At 46.2% G+C, this 16,815-nt stretch carries 9 protein-coding genes; 4 read left to right on the forward strand and 5 right to left on the reverse strand.

Annotation, left to right across the window (positions count from 1 at the left end):
- Nucleotides 1-165: 165 nt before the first annotated feature.
- The 5 genes from CLIN57ABFB40_RS15285 to CLIN57ABFB40_RS15305 all read right to left on the reverse strand — a co-directional run bounded on the left by CLIN57ABFB40_RS15285 (nucleotide 166) and on the right by CLIN57ABFB40_RS15305 (nucleotide 7,734).
- On the reverse strand, nucleotides 166-1,317 hold the full coding sequence (locus tag CLIN57ABFB40_RS15285; protein ID WP_175630885.1) for a glycoside hydrolase family 130 protein: 1,152 nt from the start codon (nucleotides 1,315-1,317) through the stop codon (nucleotides 166-168).
- Between the two features lie 418 nt (nucleotides 1,318-1,735).
- On the reverse strand, nucleotides 1,736-3,181 hold the full coding sequence (locus CLIN57ABFB40_RS15290; protein WP_175630886.1) for a glycoside hydrolase family 125 protein: 1,446 nt from the start codon (nucleotides 3,179-3,181) through the stop codon (nucleotides 1,736-1,738).
- 19 nt (nucleotides 3,182-3,200) lie between these two features.
- Complete coding sequence (locus CLIN57ABFB40_RS15295; RefSeq protein WP_175630887.1) at nucleotides 3,201-4,358, reverse strand: glycoside hydrolase family 76 protein; 1,158 nt, start codon at nucleotides 4,356-4,358, stop codon at nucleotides 3,201-3,203.
- Nucleotides 4,359-4,448: 90 nt separating this feature from the next.
- Nucleotides 4,449-5,399, reverse strand: a complete 951-nt coding sequence (locus CLIN57ABFB40_RS15300) for an endonuclease/exonuclease/phosphatase family protein (protein ID WP_148332227.1) — start codon at nucleotides 5,397-5,399, stop codon at nucleotides 4,449-4,451.
- Nucleotides 5,400-5,451: 52 nt separating this feature from the next.
- Nucleotides 5,452-7,734, reverse strand: coding sequence for a GH92 family glycosyl hydrolase (locus CLIN57ABFB40_RS15305; protein WP_175630888.1), 2,283 nt, complete (start codon nucleotides 7,732-7,734; stop codon nucleotides 5,452-5,454).
- Nucleotides 7,735-7,944: 210 nt separating this feature from the next.
- Here CLIN57ABFB40_RS15305 and CLIN57ABFB40_RS15310 point away from each other — a divergent pair, with 210 nt between their 5' ends.
- The 4 genes from CLIN57ABFB40_RS15310 (at nucleotide 7,945) to CLIN57ABFB40_RS15325 (ending at nucleotide 16,804) form a co-directional block, all read left to right on the forward strand.
- Complete coding sequence (locus CLIN57ABFB40_RS15310; protein WP_175630889.1) at nucleotides 7,945-11,985, forward strand: response regulator; 4,041 nt, start codon at nucleotides 7,945-7,947, stop codon at nucleotides 11,983-11,985.
- 187 nt (nucleotides 11,986-12,172) lie between these two features.
- The gene (locus CLIN57ABFB40_RS15315; protein ID WP_172503572.1) at nucleotides 12,173-14,128 is read left to right on the forward strand and encodes a LamG-like jellyroll fold domain-containing protein; all 1,956 of its coding nucleotides are present in this window, start codon (nucleotides 12,173-12,175) and stop codon (nucleotides 14,126-14,128) included.
- 19 nt (nucleotides 14,129-14,147) lie between these two features.
- On the forward strand, nucleotides 14,148-15,395 hold the full coding sequence (locus CLIN57ABFB40_RS15320) for a SusE domain-containing protein (RefSeq protein ID WP_175630890.1): 1,248 nt from the start codon (nucleotides 14,148-14,150) through the stop codon (nucleotides 15,393-15,395).
- Between the two features lie 14 nt (nucleotides 15,396-15,409).
- Complete coding sequence (locus CLIN57ABFB40_RS15325; protein ID WP_175630891.1) at nucleotides 15,410-16,804, forward strand: glycoside hydrolase family 76 protein; 1,395 nt, start codon at nucleotides 15,410-15,412, stop codon at nucleotides 16,802-16,804.
- The last annotated feature ends 11 nt before the right edge of the window (nucleotides 16,805-16,815 follow it).

Genomic DNA, 16,815 nt, shown 5'->3' on the forward strand with positions numbered 1-16,815 from the left:
TAAATATGTGCAAAGAGTTTGTACATAACTTGCTTGAATGTGATTGGCTGATTTCTCTTTGAGAATCCAAAAATAAATCCTGCTTTCAAACCCTATTCTTTTCAGTGAATAGGGATGAGAGCAGGATTTGTATTTTCTATAACCGGCTGTTTGTTATTTCATTGCTTATGGCAGCGGGTCAGCCTTGGCGGGGTGTTTCGGGTTATAAACGGCTACGCCTACCTTGGAGTCTGCACAGCCATAATACAAATACCATTTGTTTTTGAAGTAAACCATTCCTTCGATAAAAACGGTGCCGTCTACGTATTGGCCGCTTTTCTCAAAGCTGTCCATCGGACGGAAGAACGGTTCGTCAAGACGGGTGATGAAGCGGGTCGGTTCGTTGGCATCGAAAAGAGCTTGTCCGGCAGCATAGACGTTGGCGGTGTAGCGTTTGTCTCCTCTTCCCGCATGGTTCTTTCCGTTGTAGAGAAGGACGATGCCTTTCGGGGTGTAGATAGCCGGAGGTCCACATTCGGTAAGATGGCTGTCGAAATATCCGTCGCGGGGAGAGAATAGTTTCTTTAGGGAGCCGTCTGTGTTGACAACAGGCGTCCAGTTGATTAAATCATCGGAAGTGGCGGCAAATACATGTTCTTCGCCCCAGTACATAAAGTATTGTCCGTTGATTTTCTTGATAAGCTGTTTTCCTTTTACTACTTCCGTCAGGATAGAGCCGGATTTGCATCCCAAGTTGAAGAATTTTCCGTTGTATGCTTTGGCAAAGGCAGGACCGTGCTTTGTCCAGTCTTTCAGATTGCGGGAAGTGGCTACTGCCAGGCGGGGCACATGGCGGTTCCATTGTGTGTACATCATTACATAAAGTCCGTCTTCTGTCACGGCAACTCGCGGGTCTTCACAGCCACCCGGCCATTCCAGTTCTTTTTGCGAATCATTGTCCGGATAGAACACCGGCGACTTTTCCCGTTTGAAACGCGTGCCATCGGTAGAAGTGGCATAGCCGAGACGGGAAGTGCGGTGACCGATGCCGACACCGGACTTATCTTCTGCACGATACAATACGACAATCTCCCCATTGTAGAGCGTGGCTGCCGGATTGAAGGTGTCATTCGATTCCCAGGCAATGGAATCTTTTGCCAACGGGCAATAAAACTTAGTGTTTTCTATGGGAGATATTACAGGATTGACGTTCTTCGGACGTTCGAAACCGCCGAAAGCCCAATCGGGCAATTTGTTCTCTTTGTTATTGTCAGACTGTCCGTAGGCGGTACAGGTCATCATCGTTGTAGCAAGTAGAAATAAAAAAGTTGATTTCATAATCTATTAATTGGTTTATGAGGACAATTACTCCTCTACATATAAATTAAAAAAAATAAGAAAATGCTGTCATCTGTCACATGGTTAGATGCAAGTGCTTGATAATGCATGAGTTATTATGTGACAGCATGATGTGATAGCAGTGTGACGACAACTGTTGCTGTCACATTGTGTATGCTTACGGGAAAAGAATTGTTTCCTTATTTGAAACCATAGTTTCAACGGTGAGAAACCATAGTTTTAGCAGTGGGAAACTGTAGTTTCAAAGGCTTGAAACTTTAGTTTCTATTGCTTGAAACTCTTGTTTCCGAAGCATGAAACTCCCTGTTTCATACGGTGAAACCAAAAGTTTCAAGGCATGGAACCATTGGTTTCGCCGTATGAATCAATTATCTCATAGGCAAGAGCAGGGTAGAAACTACCGGATACTGTTCAATAAGTCCACTTTTCCTTCGTTGACAAGTTTCAGGATTAACTCCCCGAACAGTGTATTCTGCCATGCAAACCAGGAGCGGGTGAAGTTTTTCGGGTCATTTTTATGGAAGGATTCGTGCATGAAACCTGTTCCGGCATCCGTGTCCATCAGCATTTTGATGCAAGTCTTGATTTCCGCATCGTTCTGGCTGGTGAACGCTTTCATCATAATGCTCATCGGCCAAATCATGTCATATCCGATATGCGGGCCACCGATACCCTCTCCGGCAGTACCTTTGAAGAAGTAAGGATTATCCTCACTCCATACGAATTTGCGGGTATTCTGATAAATCGGATCGTTCACTTTTACGTCTCCCAGATAAGGCAAGGCGATAAGGCTCGGCACATTGGCATCATCCATTAACAGTTGATTGCCGAAACCATCCACTTCGAAAGCATAGATTTTACCATACTTCGGGTGATTGTAAATTGCATACTTCTTCAGGGCCTTTTCCACTTCGTCTGCAAGAACTGTGCATTGCTTCGCTAAATCCGGCTTCTTATTGACCGTAGTCAGAATCTCGGCAGCTTTGCGAAGCGAAGTGACAGCGAAGAAGTTGGACGGAACAAGGAACTGGAAAGTTGTGGCATCGTCGGAAGGGCGGAAAGCGGAAGCAATCAGCCCGACAGGCTTCACAGGATTACCCCAGCCGTCGTTTGTCATTGTGTCGAGCGCACGTTCCGTTTTGCGTTGGAAGCGATAAGGACCTTTGGCGTCGTCCTTGCGTTGCTGCTCCTTGAACGTTTTCAGTACGTTGGCGATGGCTGCGAGCCATTCGTCGGAAAATACACTGGCATCTCCCGTCGTTTTCCAGTAATGATAAGCCAGACGGATAGGATAGCAGAGCGAGTCGATTTCCCATTTGCGTTCATGCAGTTCGGGCTTCATGGCGGTGAGGTCGCTCATCCATTCGCCTCCTTCGGAGTTCATATTGAAAGCATTGGCGTACGGGTCGATGTTGATACACTTGAACTGGCGGTTGATGACGCCGGCGAGCATCTTTTTCAGTTCCGGATCTTTGTTGGCAAGTTGCACATAAGGCCATACTTGTGCACCGGAGTCGCGAAGCCACATGGCATGAATATCGCCCGTATAAACAAATGTATCGTCCTTGCCGTCGAAATGGACGGTTGTGTCCAGCGTGTTCGGGAAACAGTTCTCGAACATCCACGCCAGCCGGGCGTTAGTCAGCAGTTGCTTGATGTGCGCAATCTGTTGCTCTACGGCTTGCGAGACGAACAGGCGTTTCGCTGCTTCCGGGCGGTTCGTCCGATAGTTGTTGACTTTGGTATTATCTTGTCGGATGATAAAATTACTGTTCTCCATAGCCTGTATGTTGGCTGCGCCCAAGAGTGCCATGGATAAGCAAAAGGCTTTAGTAATATTCATGGTAATAGTTTTTAATTGATTAAATTTCGGCAAATAATTCGATGAGACAAGCATTGTCGAGCAGCCATTTATACTGCTCTTCGTTGTGTCCCGACCAATCCCGGCCTAATAGTCCGTTTTCGTCCCGGTAGCTTTCCCAGGCATGCACGGCATTGTCTGCCATGGCATCGACATACGTCGGATTCTTGTTGACTTTATACAGGGCTTTCAGTCCTCTGAATAAAATCACGTTGAACCACGCCATGTCTTTATGCACCTTGACTGCCGGGTCTTTCTTGTCGGCTTTTGTACGGAAAAATGCGTCTGTTCCTGCGGCTGTCTGTTGTGCGTCGCGCAAGTACTGTTCGTCCCCTGTTTCCTCGTAAAGCAATACGCCCGCTTGAATCATCTGTCCGCTGTTGTAGGCATATTTGTCTTTGGAGATGCCTCCTTTCAGGTTGATATTGTCCCAGTAAAGGTGGTCGTCAGGGTCGCAGAGATGCTTTTTTGTCCAGGCATAAGTCTCTTTCGCCTTTTCCAGATACCTGGCGTCTTTTGTCAGCCGGTACAGTTTGACACCGAGCACTGTCGACGGGGCGTTGGAACAAGTATGCTTCGCCTCTTTCTGCTGTTCGCACCAGAAGATGCCTCCCCCCATTTCATCGCTCCATCCGCTGTAAATATATTGATACAGTGCGACGGCTTTCTTCAAATAAGCAGGCTTGTGCGTCAATTGGTAGTAGTCGCAGTAATCCAGTGCAATCCAGATGTTGTCGTCATAATAACGTCCGTGCTGCCCATACTTGGCAGGATACGACTGGTAGCAGGCTGGCAGGCGGCTTTCGTCCCAATACTGCTCCATTCCCGGAAGAATCCGCTTTTCGAGTATCTTTTTGTACTTTTTATTTCCCGTAGCTTTGTATAGCGCCACACAGCCCGACATCATCCCGGAGTACGGCCATAGGAAAGACGCTTTCAGCGTTCCGTTCTGTTGCGTACCGCCTGCCAGATAAGTGATTTTCTGGTCGGGATTGACGGGATACGTTTCTGTCAGTAGTCCGTCATTTGTCTGATACAGATTCAAGACATTATATAGAATCGAGTCGGCAATAGAAAGATAGCGGGTATTTCCCGGAGTCTTTCCAGCTGCGGAAGTAAGGCAAAATAGCATACAGGCTGCAAAACATATATTTCTCATAGGAGTATCGGAGTTGGGAATTGAAACTTTCAGGTTATTAGTGAAAAGTGTCAGCCGAATGACGGATAGACGGCACACGGCTGACAAATATTATTTCTGTTGCCGCTCGTCAAACTCCAGTTCCACCTTCACGGGAAAATGGTCGGAAGGCGTGCGTGCCTGGTAAGCCTTGATGTCGATTTCTTCCGGACAGTCGTTCGCCTGCTTCTTCTCGCCGTTTCCTACGATGCTGCGGTATGTATCCGTCAGTACGCCGTATCTTTTCACGTGGAAAGACGGCGACACGAACACATGGTCGATACGGCTTTCCGTAAAGCTGTCCGGGTCGAAGTCATTGAACGTGCCGTTGATGGCATAGCGGAAATCACACTTCTCGTAAGAGTCGCACAATACCCCTTTGCTCACGAAAGCATCATACGACTGGTGAGTCTGGTCGACATTGAAATCCCCCGTCAGGATAGCCGGAAGGTCTTTGCCTTTGCCGAGTTCCTTCATCTTGTCCTGTACGAGGAATGCGCTTTCCACGCGTGCCTTCTTTCCTATGTGATCCATGTGCAGGTTGAAGAAAAGGAATTCGAAACCGGTGTCCTTGCATTTGAAATGTCCCCAACTGCAAATACGCGGCAGTACGGCATCCCAACCTTTGCTCGGCACGTCGGGAGTTTCCGACAACCAGAAATCGCCTTTCTCTATCACGTCGAACTTGTCCGTACGATAGAAAATAGCAGAATGTTCACCTTTCTCCTTGCCGTCGTCGCGGCCTACACCGATATAGTCATAGCCGGGCAATGCCTCTTTCATGTCCTTCAGTTGATGAATGAAGCACTCCTGCGTGCCGAAAATGTCGAAATCGTGGTATTGCACCATTTGGGCAATGACCGGATAACGTTGTCCCCAACCGTTTCCGTTGACGGAGTCGCTGCCGTTGGCGTTTCTCAGATTGTAGGAGGCAACGGTGATGGAAGTAGGCTGATAGTTACTTTGGCAACCGCAAAAGACTATCGCAACAATAGCAATAAATAAAAGGCTTTTAAGTTTCATGTTTTTATAGTTTGTTTGATAGATAATTCTCAGACTTCAAAAGTACGATATTTTATTCAAATGAAAGAGAGTAGGGAGCATCTTTTTCAGTGGTTCCCCGTTGTTTGTCGGGTACAGGGCTCATCCGGAATTGGATATTCGCACCTCGCGTCAACTGGTCGTGTGTAAGATAATTGCGTGAGTACGGCTTTCCGTTCACTTTCATTTCCTTGATGTAGCAGTGGTCGGGCTGGTTGTTATCCGACTTGATAGTGACTGTTTTCCCGTTCTCCAGATGCAGTTTGGCTGATTTGAAGAGAGGAGAGCCTACGACATACTCGTCGGTTCCCGGACAAACAGTGTAGAAGCCTAAGGCGGAGAATACATACCAGGCAGAAGTCTGACCGTTGTCCTCGTCACCGCAATAACCGTCCGGTGCGGCGGTATACAGCTTGTCCATTATTTCGCGTACCCGGTACTGGGTTTTCCAAGGCTCGCCGGAATAGTTGTAAAGATAAACCATGTGCTGAATCGGCTGGTTGCCGTGTGCATATTGTCCCATGTTCATCACCTGCATCTCGCGCATTTCGTGAATCATGCCGCGGCTTTCCATTCCCAGCTTGCCCGGAATTACGAATACGGAATCCATCATGGTATTGAATTCTTTCTTGCCGCCCATCAGGTCGATAAGCCCTTGCGGGTCGTGGAATACACAGAAACTCCAGTGCCAACTGTTACCTTCGCAAAATTCGCCGCTCCAGTCTACCGCGTCGAAGTTGGGGTTGAATACACCTTTATCGTCCTTGCCCACCATCAGTTTGCGTTCCGGGTGATAGACATTCTTGTAGTTCTGTGCGCGCTTTTTATAAATCTCGATTTCGTCGGCCGGTTTACCCAGTTTCTTGCCTAATGCATAGATAGTCCAGTCGTTATAAGCGTATTCGAGGGTGCGGGCTACGTTCTGCCCGATTCCGATGTTGTTGGCTACATAGCCCAGTTGGTTGTAGGACTCATAACCGAGACGGCCGGAAGCAGTCCCGCGGAGATGCGCGTTCGTTCCGTGTTTCAACGCTTCCCAAAGAGTTTCGATGTCATATCCGCGCAAACCTTTGATATAGGCGTCCGCTACAACGGAAGCCGAGTTGTTGCCTACCATGCAGTCGCGGTGTCCCGGTGTCGCCCATTCGGGCAGGAAGCCGCTTTCCTTGTAAGCGTTCACCAGTCCTTCCTGCATCTTCCGGTTCATTGACGGATACATCAGGTTGAGGAAAGGAAACAGAGAGCGGAATGTATCCCAGAATCCGGTGTCGGTAAACATATACCCCGGAAGTACTTTGCCGTTGTAAGGGCTGTAATGCATCACTTGTCCCTTCGCGTCTATTTCGTAGAAACTGCGCGGGAAGAGCATCGAACGGTATAGGCAGGAGTAGAACGTGCGCAGGTTGTCGATGTTGTCGTCTTCTATCTCTACCTTGCCCATTTCACGGTTCCATATGTTTCGTCCGCTGCTCACCAGTTGGTCGAAAGTCTTGTTGCCTAGCTCTTTCAGGTTCAGTTCCGCCTGTTCGGGGCTGATAAAAGAAGAGGCGACACGGGCGTGGACGATTTCTCCTTTTTTCGTGGCGAATCCGATGACAGCTCCCGTATGGTTCCCCTTCGCTTCCGTTTCATTAGGGAGAATCCTGTTTTCCGAAACGGTGGAAGTAAACGTAAACGGCTTGTCGAACTGCACTACAAAGTAGTTCTTGAAGTTTTCGGGCACACCGCCGCTGTTCTTTGTCGAATAGCCGATAATCTTGTTCTCTTCGGGAATCACTTTGATGTAAGAACCTTTGTCGAAGGCATCCAGGATGACATAGGAATTCTTCGTTTCGGGATACGTAAAGCGAAACATGGCTGCACGTTCGGTGGGAACGAGTTCGGTAGTCACGTCATGGTCGGCTAGATACACCTTGTAATAATAAGGCTTGGCGACTTCCGCCTTGTGAGAGAACCAACTGGCGCGCCGGTCCTGGTCGAATACCAGTCCGCCGGTAATGGGCATGATGGCAAACTGGCCGTAGTCGTTCATCCACGGGCTGGGTTGGTGCGTCTGCTTGAATCCCCGGATTTTGTCGGCATTGTACGTATATGCCCAGCCGTCTCCCATTTTACCGGTCTGCGGTGTCCAGAAATTCATTCCCCACGGCAGTGCCGTAGCCGGATACGTATTTCCGGTGGACAGTTCGAACTTGGATTGGGTGCCTACCAGTGTGCTGACATAGTCCACCGGATTCTTTACGGCGGAAGATTGCAGGGTGTACAACACGGCACTTCCAAGAAATAACAAGTGTTTAAATGAAAAATGTGCTTTCATGAACAAATGAATTTATTGATTTGATAATAATTTCTACGACGAAAATAGGGAGAAAAGGAATGTGTTTCCACGAATAGAAAAGCAAAAATGCCTGATGGCGCTAATGTTAACCATTATGGCGTGGAACTTAACTTATATTCCTGCCAGAAAAAAGCGCGAAATATTTTTTTGTTTACCTTTGCCATACATCAAATCTAAGAATGACACGCCATGAATAGACAACCGTTTTTTATCTTTGTTTTAATCCTTAATCTGTTGATACATACGGCTTCCGCCTATAACCTGAAGCAGATTGCAGACAAGGAATATATGTCTAACAGTTCGATTACATCTCTGTGCCAGGACGAACGCGGGCTGATGTGGATAGGTACTTGCGACGGACTGAATATATACGACGGACAGGAAATCGAAGAGTTTAAAACACGTGACAAGGAAGATTACTTATCCGGTAATCTGATTGACAATATTGTATATACCGGTGACGAAATTTACTGGATTCAAACCTACTACGGACTGAACCGGCTGGACAGGCGAACCAACACGATTACGCACTACAATGAGTTTCAGAAACTCTTCTTTATGAACAAGGATACCAATGGCAATCTGTTTATTATCCAGGACAGCAACTGCATCTATTATTATCATAAGAAAGAGGGGGCTTTCAGGAAAATAAATATTACAGGTATTCCCATCTCGGACATCGTAGACTTTTTTATCGACGGCAACAACCGTATGTGGGTAGTGATGAAAGGGTACAACCGTTGTTATGACATACAGCAGGAGTCCGCCTCGGGAGACATCACTTTGCTGCCACAGAAAACCAGCCTGATTTATCAGACTTCACTGATTTACTGCTTCAATGATGAGCAATCTCTTTATTACATCGACAAGGACTATAACTTCTACGCTTTCCATATCCCGACCAAAAAGAATGAGTTTATCGCCAATCTGGGCAAAGAGATACAGGCACGCGGCAAAATCTCTTCCATTGTTCATTATCACGACAGCTTCTTTGTCGGTTTTCTGATGGACGGCATTCTGTTATTGGAGAAGCAGAAGGGAACGAATACCTATCAGATTCAGCCGTTGCCTGTCAACAGTGGCGTGTTTTGTCTCAAGAAAGACCGTTTTCAGGATATTGTGTGGATAGGTACGGACGGACAAGGTGTTTATCTTTATTCCACCCCTCTCTATTCTATCAAATCAACGGTGCTCAGCAATTACAGCGAGAAGATAGAACGCCCCGTACGTGCCCTTTATCTTGATGAAGACCGTACTTTCTGGGTAGGCACAAAGGGAAACGGCATCTTGAAAATCTATGATTACGAGGTTGATAGGAGCATTTCCGACTGTCGTGCGGAGACGCTGACCACTTCCAACAGTGCATTGGGAAGCAACGCCGTCTATTGTTTTGCCAAAAGTCACCGGAATCTTCTTTGGATAGGCGATGAAGAAGGGCTGAGCTATTATTCGTACAAGGAAAAACGTGTCAGGAATATCCCTATCCGGGTAGCTAACGAAGACTTCAAATATATACACGATATTTACGAAACGGCGGACTCCGAACTATGGCTGGCAAGTGTAGGAATGGGAGTCCTGAAAGCCCGTATTGCCGGAACACCGGATAATCCGGTCATCGTAGATGCCCAGCGTTATGTCATCAACGATGGCGAACTGGGCTCGAACTACTTCTTTACTATCTATGCGGAAGACGAATCCCGTCTGCTCTTTGGCAATAAAGGATATGGGGTGTTTCGCTTCAACAAGACAACGAACGGACTGGAGCCTGTATCTACTCATAAATATGAGAACATGACGCTGAACAATATTCTCGCTATCAGCAAGGACAGCAGTAACAATTATCTTTTCGGCACGAGCTACGGGCTGATAAAATATACCTCGGAGACTTCTTACCAACTTTTTAATGCGAAGAATGGCTTCCTGAACAACACGATTCATGCCATTCTCAAAAACTCATCCGATAACTTCTGGTTAAGTACCAACCTGGGACTAATCAACTTCGATACCCGCCGGAATGTATTCCGTTCGTATGGTTTCGGTGACGGGCTGAAAGTGGTGGAGTTCAGTGACGGAGCCGCTTACCGCGATCCTCGGACGGGTACATTGTTCTTCGGCGGCATCAACGGTTTTGTTGCCATCCGTGCGGACGGTCGTCCCGAACAGCTTTATACACCACCCGTCTATTTTGATAAATTATCCATCTTTGGCGAACAATATAACTTGGGCGAATTTCTCACCCGGAAAAAGGATACGGAGGTGCTGAACCTGCAGTACAATCAAAACTTCTTTTCTGTCTCCTTTGCTTCGGTGGATTATCTGAATGGTAACAACTGCACCTATTTCTATAAGCTGAAAGGTTTGAGCGACCAATGGGTGAACAACGGTTCGGAGAGCGGAGTGTCTTTTACGAATATGGCTCCCGGCGAATATACGCTGCTGGTGAAATACTATAATAGTGTCTTTGATAAAGAGAGTGATGTCTACTCTTTGGTCATCCGTATCGGCGACCCGTGGTATGCTTCCTGGTGGGCTTATCTGATTTATGCCTTGTGCCTGCTTTTGCTGGCTGCCTTGCTGGTACGTTCCTTTATCCTGCGCTCCAAACGCAAGAAGCAGGAATTGCTGAACGAAATAGAGAAACGTCATCAAAAGAATGTCTTTGAATCCAAACTCCGCTTCTTTACAAATATCGCTCATGAATTTTGCACGCCGCTGACTTTGATTTACGGCCCTTGCGGACGCATCCTTTCGTCCAACGGACTGAGCAAGTTTGTGGTAGACTACGTACAGATGATTCAGACCAATGCCGAGCGTCTGAATAACCTGATTCATGAACTGATTGAATTCCGCCGTATCGAGACGGGCAACAGGGAAGTGCGTATTGAAACGTTAAATGTATCGTCCATCGTAAAAGGAATAGCCAGAACCTTTGTCGAAATGGCGAAATCGAGAAATATTACTTTCCTGAGCAAGATTCCCGAACAGGTGATGTGGAACTCGGACAAAGGCTTCCTGAATACAATCATTATCAATCTGATTTCGAATGCATTCAAATATACTCCCGACGGGCAAAGCATTAAGATTGAAGTGGATACGGCTGAGGAAGGTGTATTGGTGCTCCGGGTAGCCAATGAAGGAAGTGCCATCAAGGAAAAAGATTTCCAGCATATCTTCAACCGCTATTCTATCCTGGATAACTTTGAAAATCAGGATGAGAAGAACTTCTCCCGTAATGGATTGGGGCTTGCCATCTCCTACAATATGGCGAAGTTGCTGAACGGCACGCTGAAAGTGGAAAATACGCCTGACAGATGGGTGATGTTCACATTGACCTTGCCTGTCATGGAGCCGACTACCGGAGCAACGGCAACAAAGCGGATTACTTCGGAATATATTCCGAAGATAGACACACAGCCTGTTCTGAAACTTCCTCATTATGAGTTTGATAAGATGCGTCCTACCTTGTTGGTGGTTGATGATGAAATAGAAATGCTGTGGTTTATCGGTGAAATCTTCTCCGGTGACTTTAATGTAGTAACCCTGCAGGACCCTGAGCGGGTGGAACAGGTGATGAACGAAGTTTATCCGAATGTGATAATCTGTGATGTCATGATGCCGGGAATCGGTGGCATTGAACTGACCAGGCGGATTAAGGCGGTGAAAGAGACGGCACATATACCTATCATCATAGTTTCCGGACGACATGAGATGGAAGAGCAGATGGCGGCTCTCTCGGCAGGTGCGGAGATGTATATCACGAAACCGTTTAATGCGGAATATCTCCGCATATCGGTGGGGCAGGTGATGGAGCGTAAGGAAGTGCTGAAAAACTATTTCAGTTCGCCCATCAGTTCCTTTGAGAAGTCGGACGGCAAGCTGACACATAAGGAATCGAAGAAATTCCTCCAGTCTGTCTTGAAGATTATCAATGATAATATAACGAATAAGGAACTGACCCCGCATTATATCGCCGACCGGCTGGCAATCAGCCCGCGTAGCCTTTACCGGAAAATGGAAGAAATCGGTGAAGATAGTCCGACGGATCTGATAAAGGAATGTCGTTTGCATATCGCCAAGGATTTGCTGCTGACGACTAAAAAGACTATTGATGAAATAGTATTCGATTCAGGGTTCTCCAATAAGGTAACTTTCTTCAAAGTGTTCCGTGAAAAGTACGAGTGCACGCCAAAAGAATTTCGGATGAAACATTTGGAAGAGGTTCGGCAATAGGCTGTAGCGGGGGATTTTCCGAGAAAAAGAAGAAGTAAATATCCGTGTTAATATGGTAAGTATCCGTGCCAAAAAGTAAAAAAGTAGAGTTTGATTTCTTTTGGTAGAGTTTAGTGATTTTATCTTTGCTTCATCGAAAATTTAAGTAGATAAAATCGAAAGTATTAATTTATTAATCTTTAATCTAATGAAAAGGAAACTTAGTTTTTTATTCCTGTCAGCATTGGCCCTTCCATTTTTTATGGTTTCGTGCAGTGATGATAAAGAAGAACAGGAGGTGAAGCCGGCAACTGACTTGGTGGTCGATAATAATTCGGTGACACTACTGCAAGGAGACGAAATTACGGTAGGTATTACTTCCGGTAATGGAGATTATTATGTGAAACCATTTGATGAAAGTATAGCGACAGCTACGGTCAGTGGTAATAAAGTAACAATTAAAGCTACGGAGAATAGCCGGCTTGAAGAAAATAACCGCATCGAAACAACTGTATTAGTAGTAGACGGACGCAAGAAAGTGGCTAGGATTCAGGTTCAGGTAGCCAAACTCTGGGACTTGACGGCAGATGTACCGGAAGAAGGCTTCGATTTGTTTATCGGTGAAAAAAGAATGGTGAAAATCCTGACTGGTAATGGTAATTATGAGATTTCCATTCCCGAAGGTGCCGACAAGTATATCGAAGTGGGCGAACTCTCCGGTCAGGTATTCCCCGTAACTGCCAAATTTGAAACAGGAGCAGAACCTGTCGAAATTACGATTACTGATAAAAAAGGTAAGACGGTAGTTATTCCTGTGGTAGTAAATATCGTTGACTTGACGCTGAAAGCCAACGAAGCGGTTTTTGCGGAGCCGGATGCCGAGTCTCAGTATATCGAGATTGAAAAAGGGAATGGTGGATATAGCTTTACTTATCAGGTGGGAGACGGCGAACCGACTACGGAGGCTACCGTTGTAGAAGCTACCGAGAAAGAGAATCTGATTACACTGAAGCCGAAAGCAAGAGGGGATGTAAAGGTGATTGTGACTGATCAGAAAGGTTCGTCAAAAGAAATTGCGGTAAAGGTAAATCCGTATGAAATCAAGTTGGAAGATAATGCGACTTCATTAACTATCAACGGATTTGATAATTCAAAAGAGATTGCAATTTCCCGTGGTAACGGTGAATATCAGTTAGCGCCATTGACGGATGATAATAGGAAGTACTTGAAATCAGCGGAAATAGATGAAAACGGTCATCTGAAAATTGAAGCTAACTGGCTGGGAACTACTACGCTTATAATTACGGATGCTGCCGGGAAGAAGTTGGACTTACCGGTTACTGTCATGCCGATGGCAACCTTCCTCGACTCTGACCGTTGCTTTAAGATTGACATCAAGAAATTTGTAGAGGGTAACCAGGCTTTGGATAATATGCAACAACTTACTTTTGAGATGGTATTTTATCCGACATACTCACGTGCTTTGCAGTCGTTTATCGGGTTGGAAGGTGTTTTCCTGCTTCGTTGCGAATCCAATGGGGATACTGATTTGCGCTTTGAAATAGCTACCAAAATCCATAAAGATCCCAATAATTTGAATGGGGATAAATACAATGACCCCCGTTTCCGCAGTCAGCAGAAAATGGGCAATGACCGTCAGGGAAACGGGAAATGGTATCATATCGCTATTGTGTTTGATGGAACACAGGGCAGTACAAAGGAGGCTTACAAGATGTATATCAATGGTGTGCGTGAAACGCTGACTCCTGCAAGCAGTGATTATGAAGATGTACGGCCCGATCCGTATTTGGTTCTTTCTTCCGTATCCGGTGATAACGCCTTGATGATTGGACGTTCGGGTAATAGTGAATTCCGTTTGGGATATTGTGCCGTTGCTCAGGCGCGTATGTGGAAAGTTGCCCGTACTGCAGAGCAGATAAAAGAGGATATGTGTAAATACTACTCTCAGGAAGAAGCTAAGGCGAATACTGATTTATTGGGTTATTGGATACCGTCTAATGGTGTTGGTGATATCAGTGTTTTCAAGAACTATGGTTCTGCAGGCGACGGATTGGATGCAGTGGTTTATAACAACGGTAAGAGTATAAGTCCTGTCACTTTCCCTGACCGCTACAAACGAGTGGAATGTCCTCATTCATACTAAAAACAAGGAATACAATAATATGAGAAACAATATGATTACAAAGAACCTAATCAAATTTGCCCTGCTGTTTTTTCTTATCGGAGTGACGGCTTGTGACAATGAACTGAATCCGGGATTCGACCCGGACGATTATGAAGCGATTGTTCCTCCTGAACCAGTACGTACGATGGACGCTATGGCTAGCGGTGAACGAGTGGTGCTTTCGGGAGCTTCACTGACGGACATCATCCTGAAATGGACGCCTACTGAGAAACACGGTAATACAGTATATCGTTACGAAGTGCTGATTGATACGATTGGCGGGGATTTTACGGAGCCGGTAGAAACTATCTTTTCCGACAATAACGGCTTGGAACCTCAGCTTACTTTGACGCATTATCAGGCAAATACGATTGGCAAACTTGCCAAGTTTCGTTGCAACACAAACGGAACACTACGTTGGAAAGTACGTGCCTACTGTGGATTGGATCAGGCAATCAGTAGCCTGGAAGGTTATTTCGTGATATTTATGATGGACGGCATTGACGATATGCCTTCGGAGAATGAACCGGTTTATATCACAGGTATCGGTACGGAAGATGATGGGGACGAAGCGGAAGCGTTGCAGATGCTCCGGCAGAACGAAGGAATTTATCAGACTTTCGTTCAGTTGAAAGCAGACCAGCCGTTTATCTTTATGTCAACGGTAGAGGGACGCAGATGCTATTACTATGTAGACGACAATGGCGTGTTGCGCGAACGCAATGACGGTGAAGAGTATACGGTGACCGTTCCGAAGTCCGGCATTTACCGTATTACTATCAATATGGGTGAACAAACCATCAGTTATGATGAAATAGGAGCAGTCTATCTCTATAACCATTCGGGCGGATACCGGCAGAACTTCGACTACTTGGGATATGGCAAGTGGGGCGTGAAGAATTATACTGCACGGAAACAGACAGAAAGTTGGGCAGGAAGCGGTGAAACCCGTCATAGCTTTAAGATGGAAATCAACGGGACGACTTATCGTTGGGGACATAAGGAGAAAGATAAGAGTCAGCCCAACTTGGCTACCGATGCCGGCTATTACAACTTGTATCAATTGGCGTTGGGTACCGATCCTTGGGATTACAGTTTCCGTTATTGTGACGAACTGCTTCAGTGGGGCGCAATACAGGGAAATGTGTATTATGCAACGGTAAAAACAGATGTTACCCTTTATTTCAATGCTGAATTTGGAGTCTATACTCATCGTTGGGTGGCTTCGGAAACCAATGAAGATTAAAACTGAATAATAATATGAAGAACTATATAGTATCATTTTCAAAAAAGGCTTTGCTCTTGGGCGGTGTTACGTTAACCATGTTCGCTGCCTGTGACGACGGCGAATTGAGTGACATCTACAAAGGGAGTTCATCCGGCGAATATGTGTCGGATGTAAACTGGACGGATGCTGCCAATACAAGTACCGAAACTTACATCAAATATTTCTTTGAGAATGCCGGCGGACGGGATACTTTCTGCGGAAGCATTTATTGGGAAAAACCGAATACACCGGAAACCGGAGAACCTACAAGTACAGGGGGCAGCGGCGGATGGTCGCAAGGACATGCGCTGGATATAGTCATCGACGCTTATATCCGTCATGCAGACGATCCTGCTTATCAGGCCGATTTGTATGAGAACATAATGAAACCGTTCCTTCCGGCTTTTGACGACTGGAATGAGCATTGCGGTTATGGTGGCAAGGACTTCTGGAATAACTTCTATGATGATATGGAGTGGATGGCATTGGCTTGCCTGCGGGTGTACGAGCTGACGGGCGACGAAGACTATTACAGTGCCTTGATGAAAATGTGGGATCATATCAAGGGAGCCAAGAATGACTATAAAGGAGTAGGCGGCATGGCATGGAAAACGGATGCGCCGGCTTCACGTATGGCTTGTTCAAATGGCCCCGGTTGTCTTTTGGCTATGAAACTGTACAAGCTGACTGTCAAAGAAGCGAAAGAGGGATGGGAGGATAAGGCGGCTTATTATCTCAACTTTGCCAAAGAGGTGTACAACTGGATGACTGCTTATCTGTGTGACACGTCGACCGGACAGGTATATGATAACTTGGGAATCAAGGATGACGGCACTCCGGGTGACCCGGATAAAGTGGCTCTGTCTTACAATCAGGGAACATTCATGGCATCTGCTCTGGCACTCTACAATGCCACCGGTGAGGAGGAATATCTCCGTAACGCTGTTGCTTTCGGTTCTTATCAGGTGAATAAGAAAATGGATTCCAATTATCCGGTATTCAGCGGGGAGGGTAATTCCGGTGATAATCTTTTGTTCCGGGGAATCTTTGTCCGTTATTTCCTGGATATGGTGAAACAACCTGTCAGCAGTGTTTATCCGGAAAAGACCAGGAATAAGTTTATTGCCGCATTACGGAGTTGTTCCGATGTACTTTGGACACTGGCACATCCGGAAGGATATTATGTATGGGAATACGATTGGGCGAAAGCTCCGAAGTTCGGCAATCGCGATAACAGGGAAGACCGCCTGACGATTTCTTTGAACGCAGAGGTTCCCGGAGCGACAATGATCGAGATTCGTGCCCGTTATGAGGACTGGGTACAGGGCAAGGCTTCCGAAGAGGCCAACTGGGTTGGTCCGGAATTCGGGAAGAAAGCAGGGGAATAAGATTGATTCAT

This window comes from Bacteroides acidifaciens, assembly GCF_903181435.1.
GTDB lineage: Bacteria > Bacteroidota > Bacteroidia > Bacteroidales > Bacteroidaceae > Bacteroides.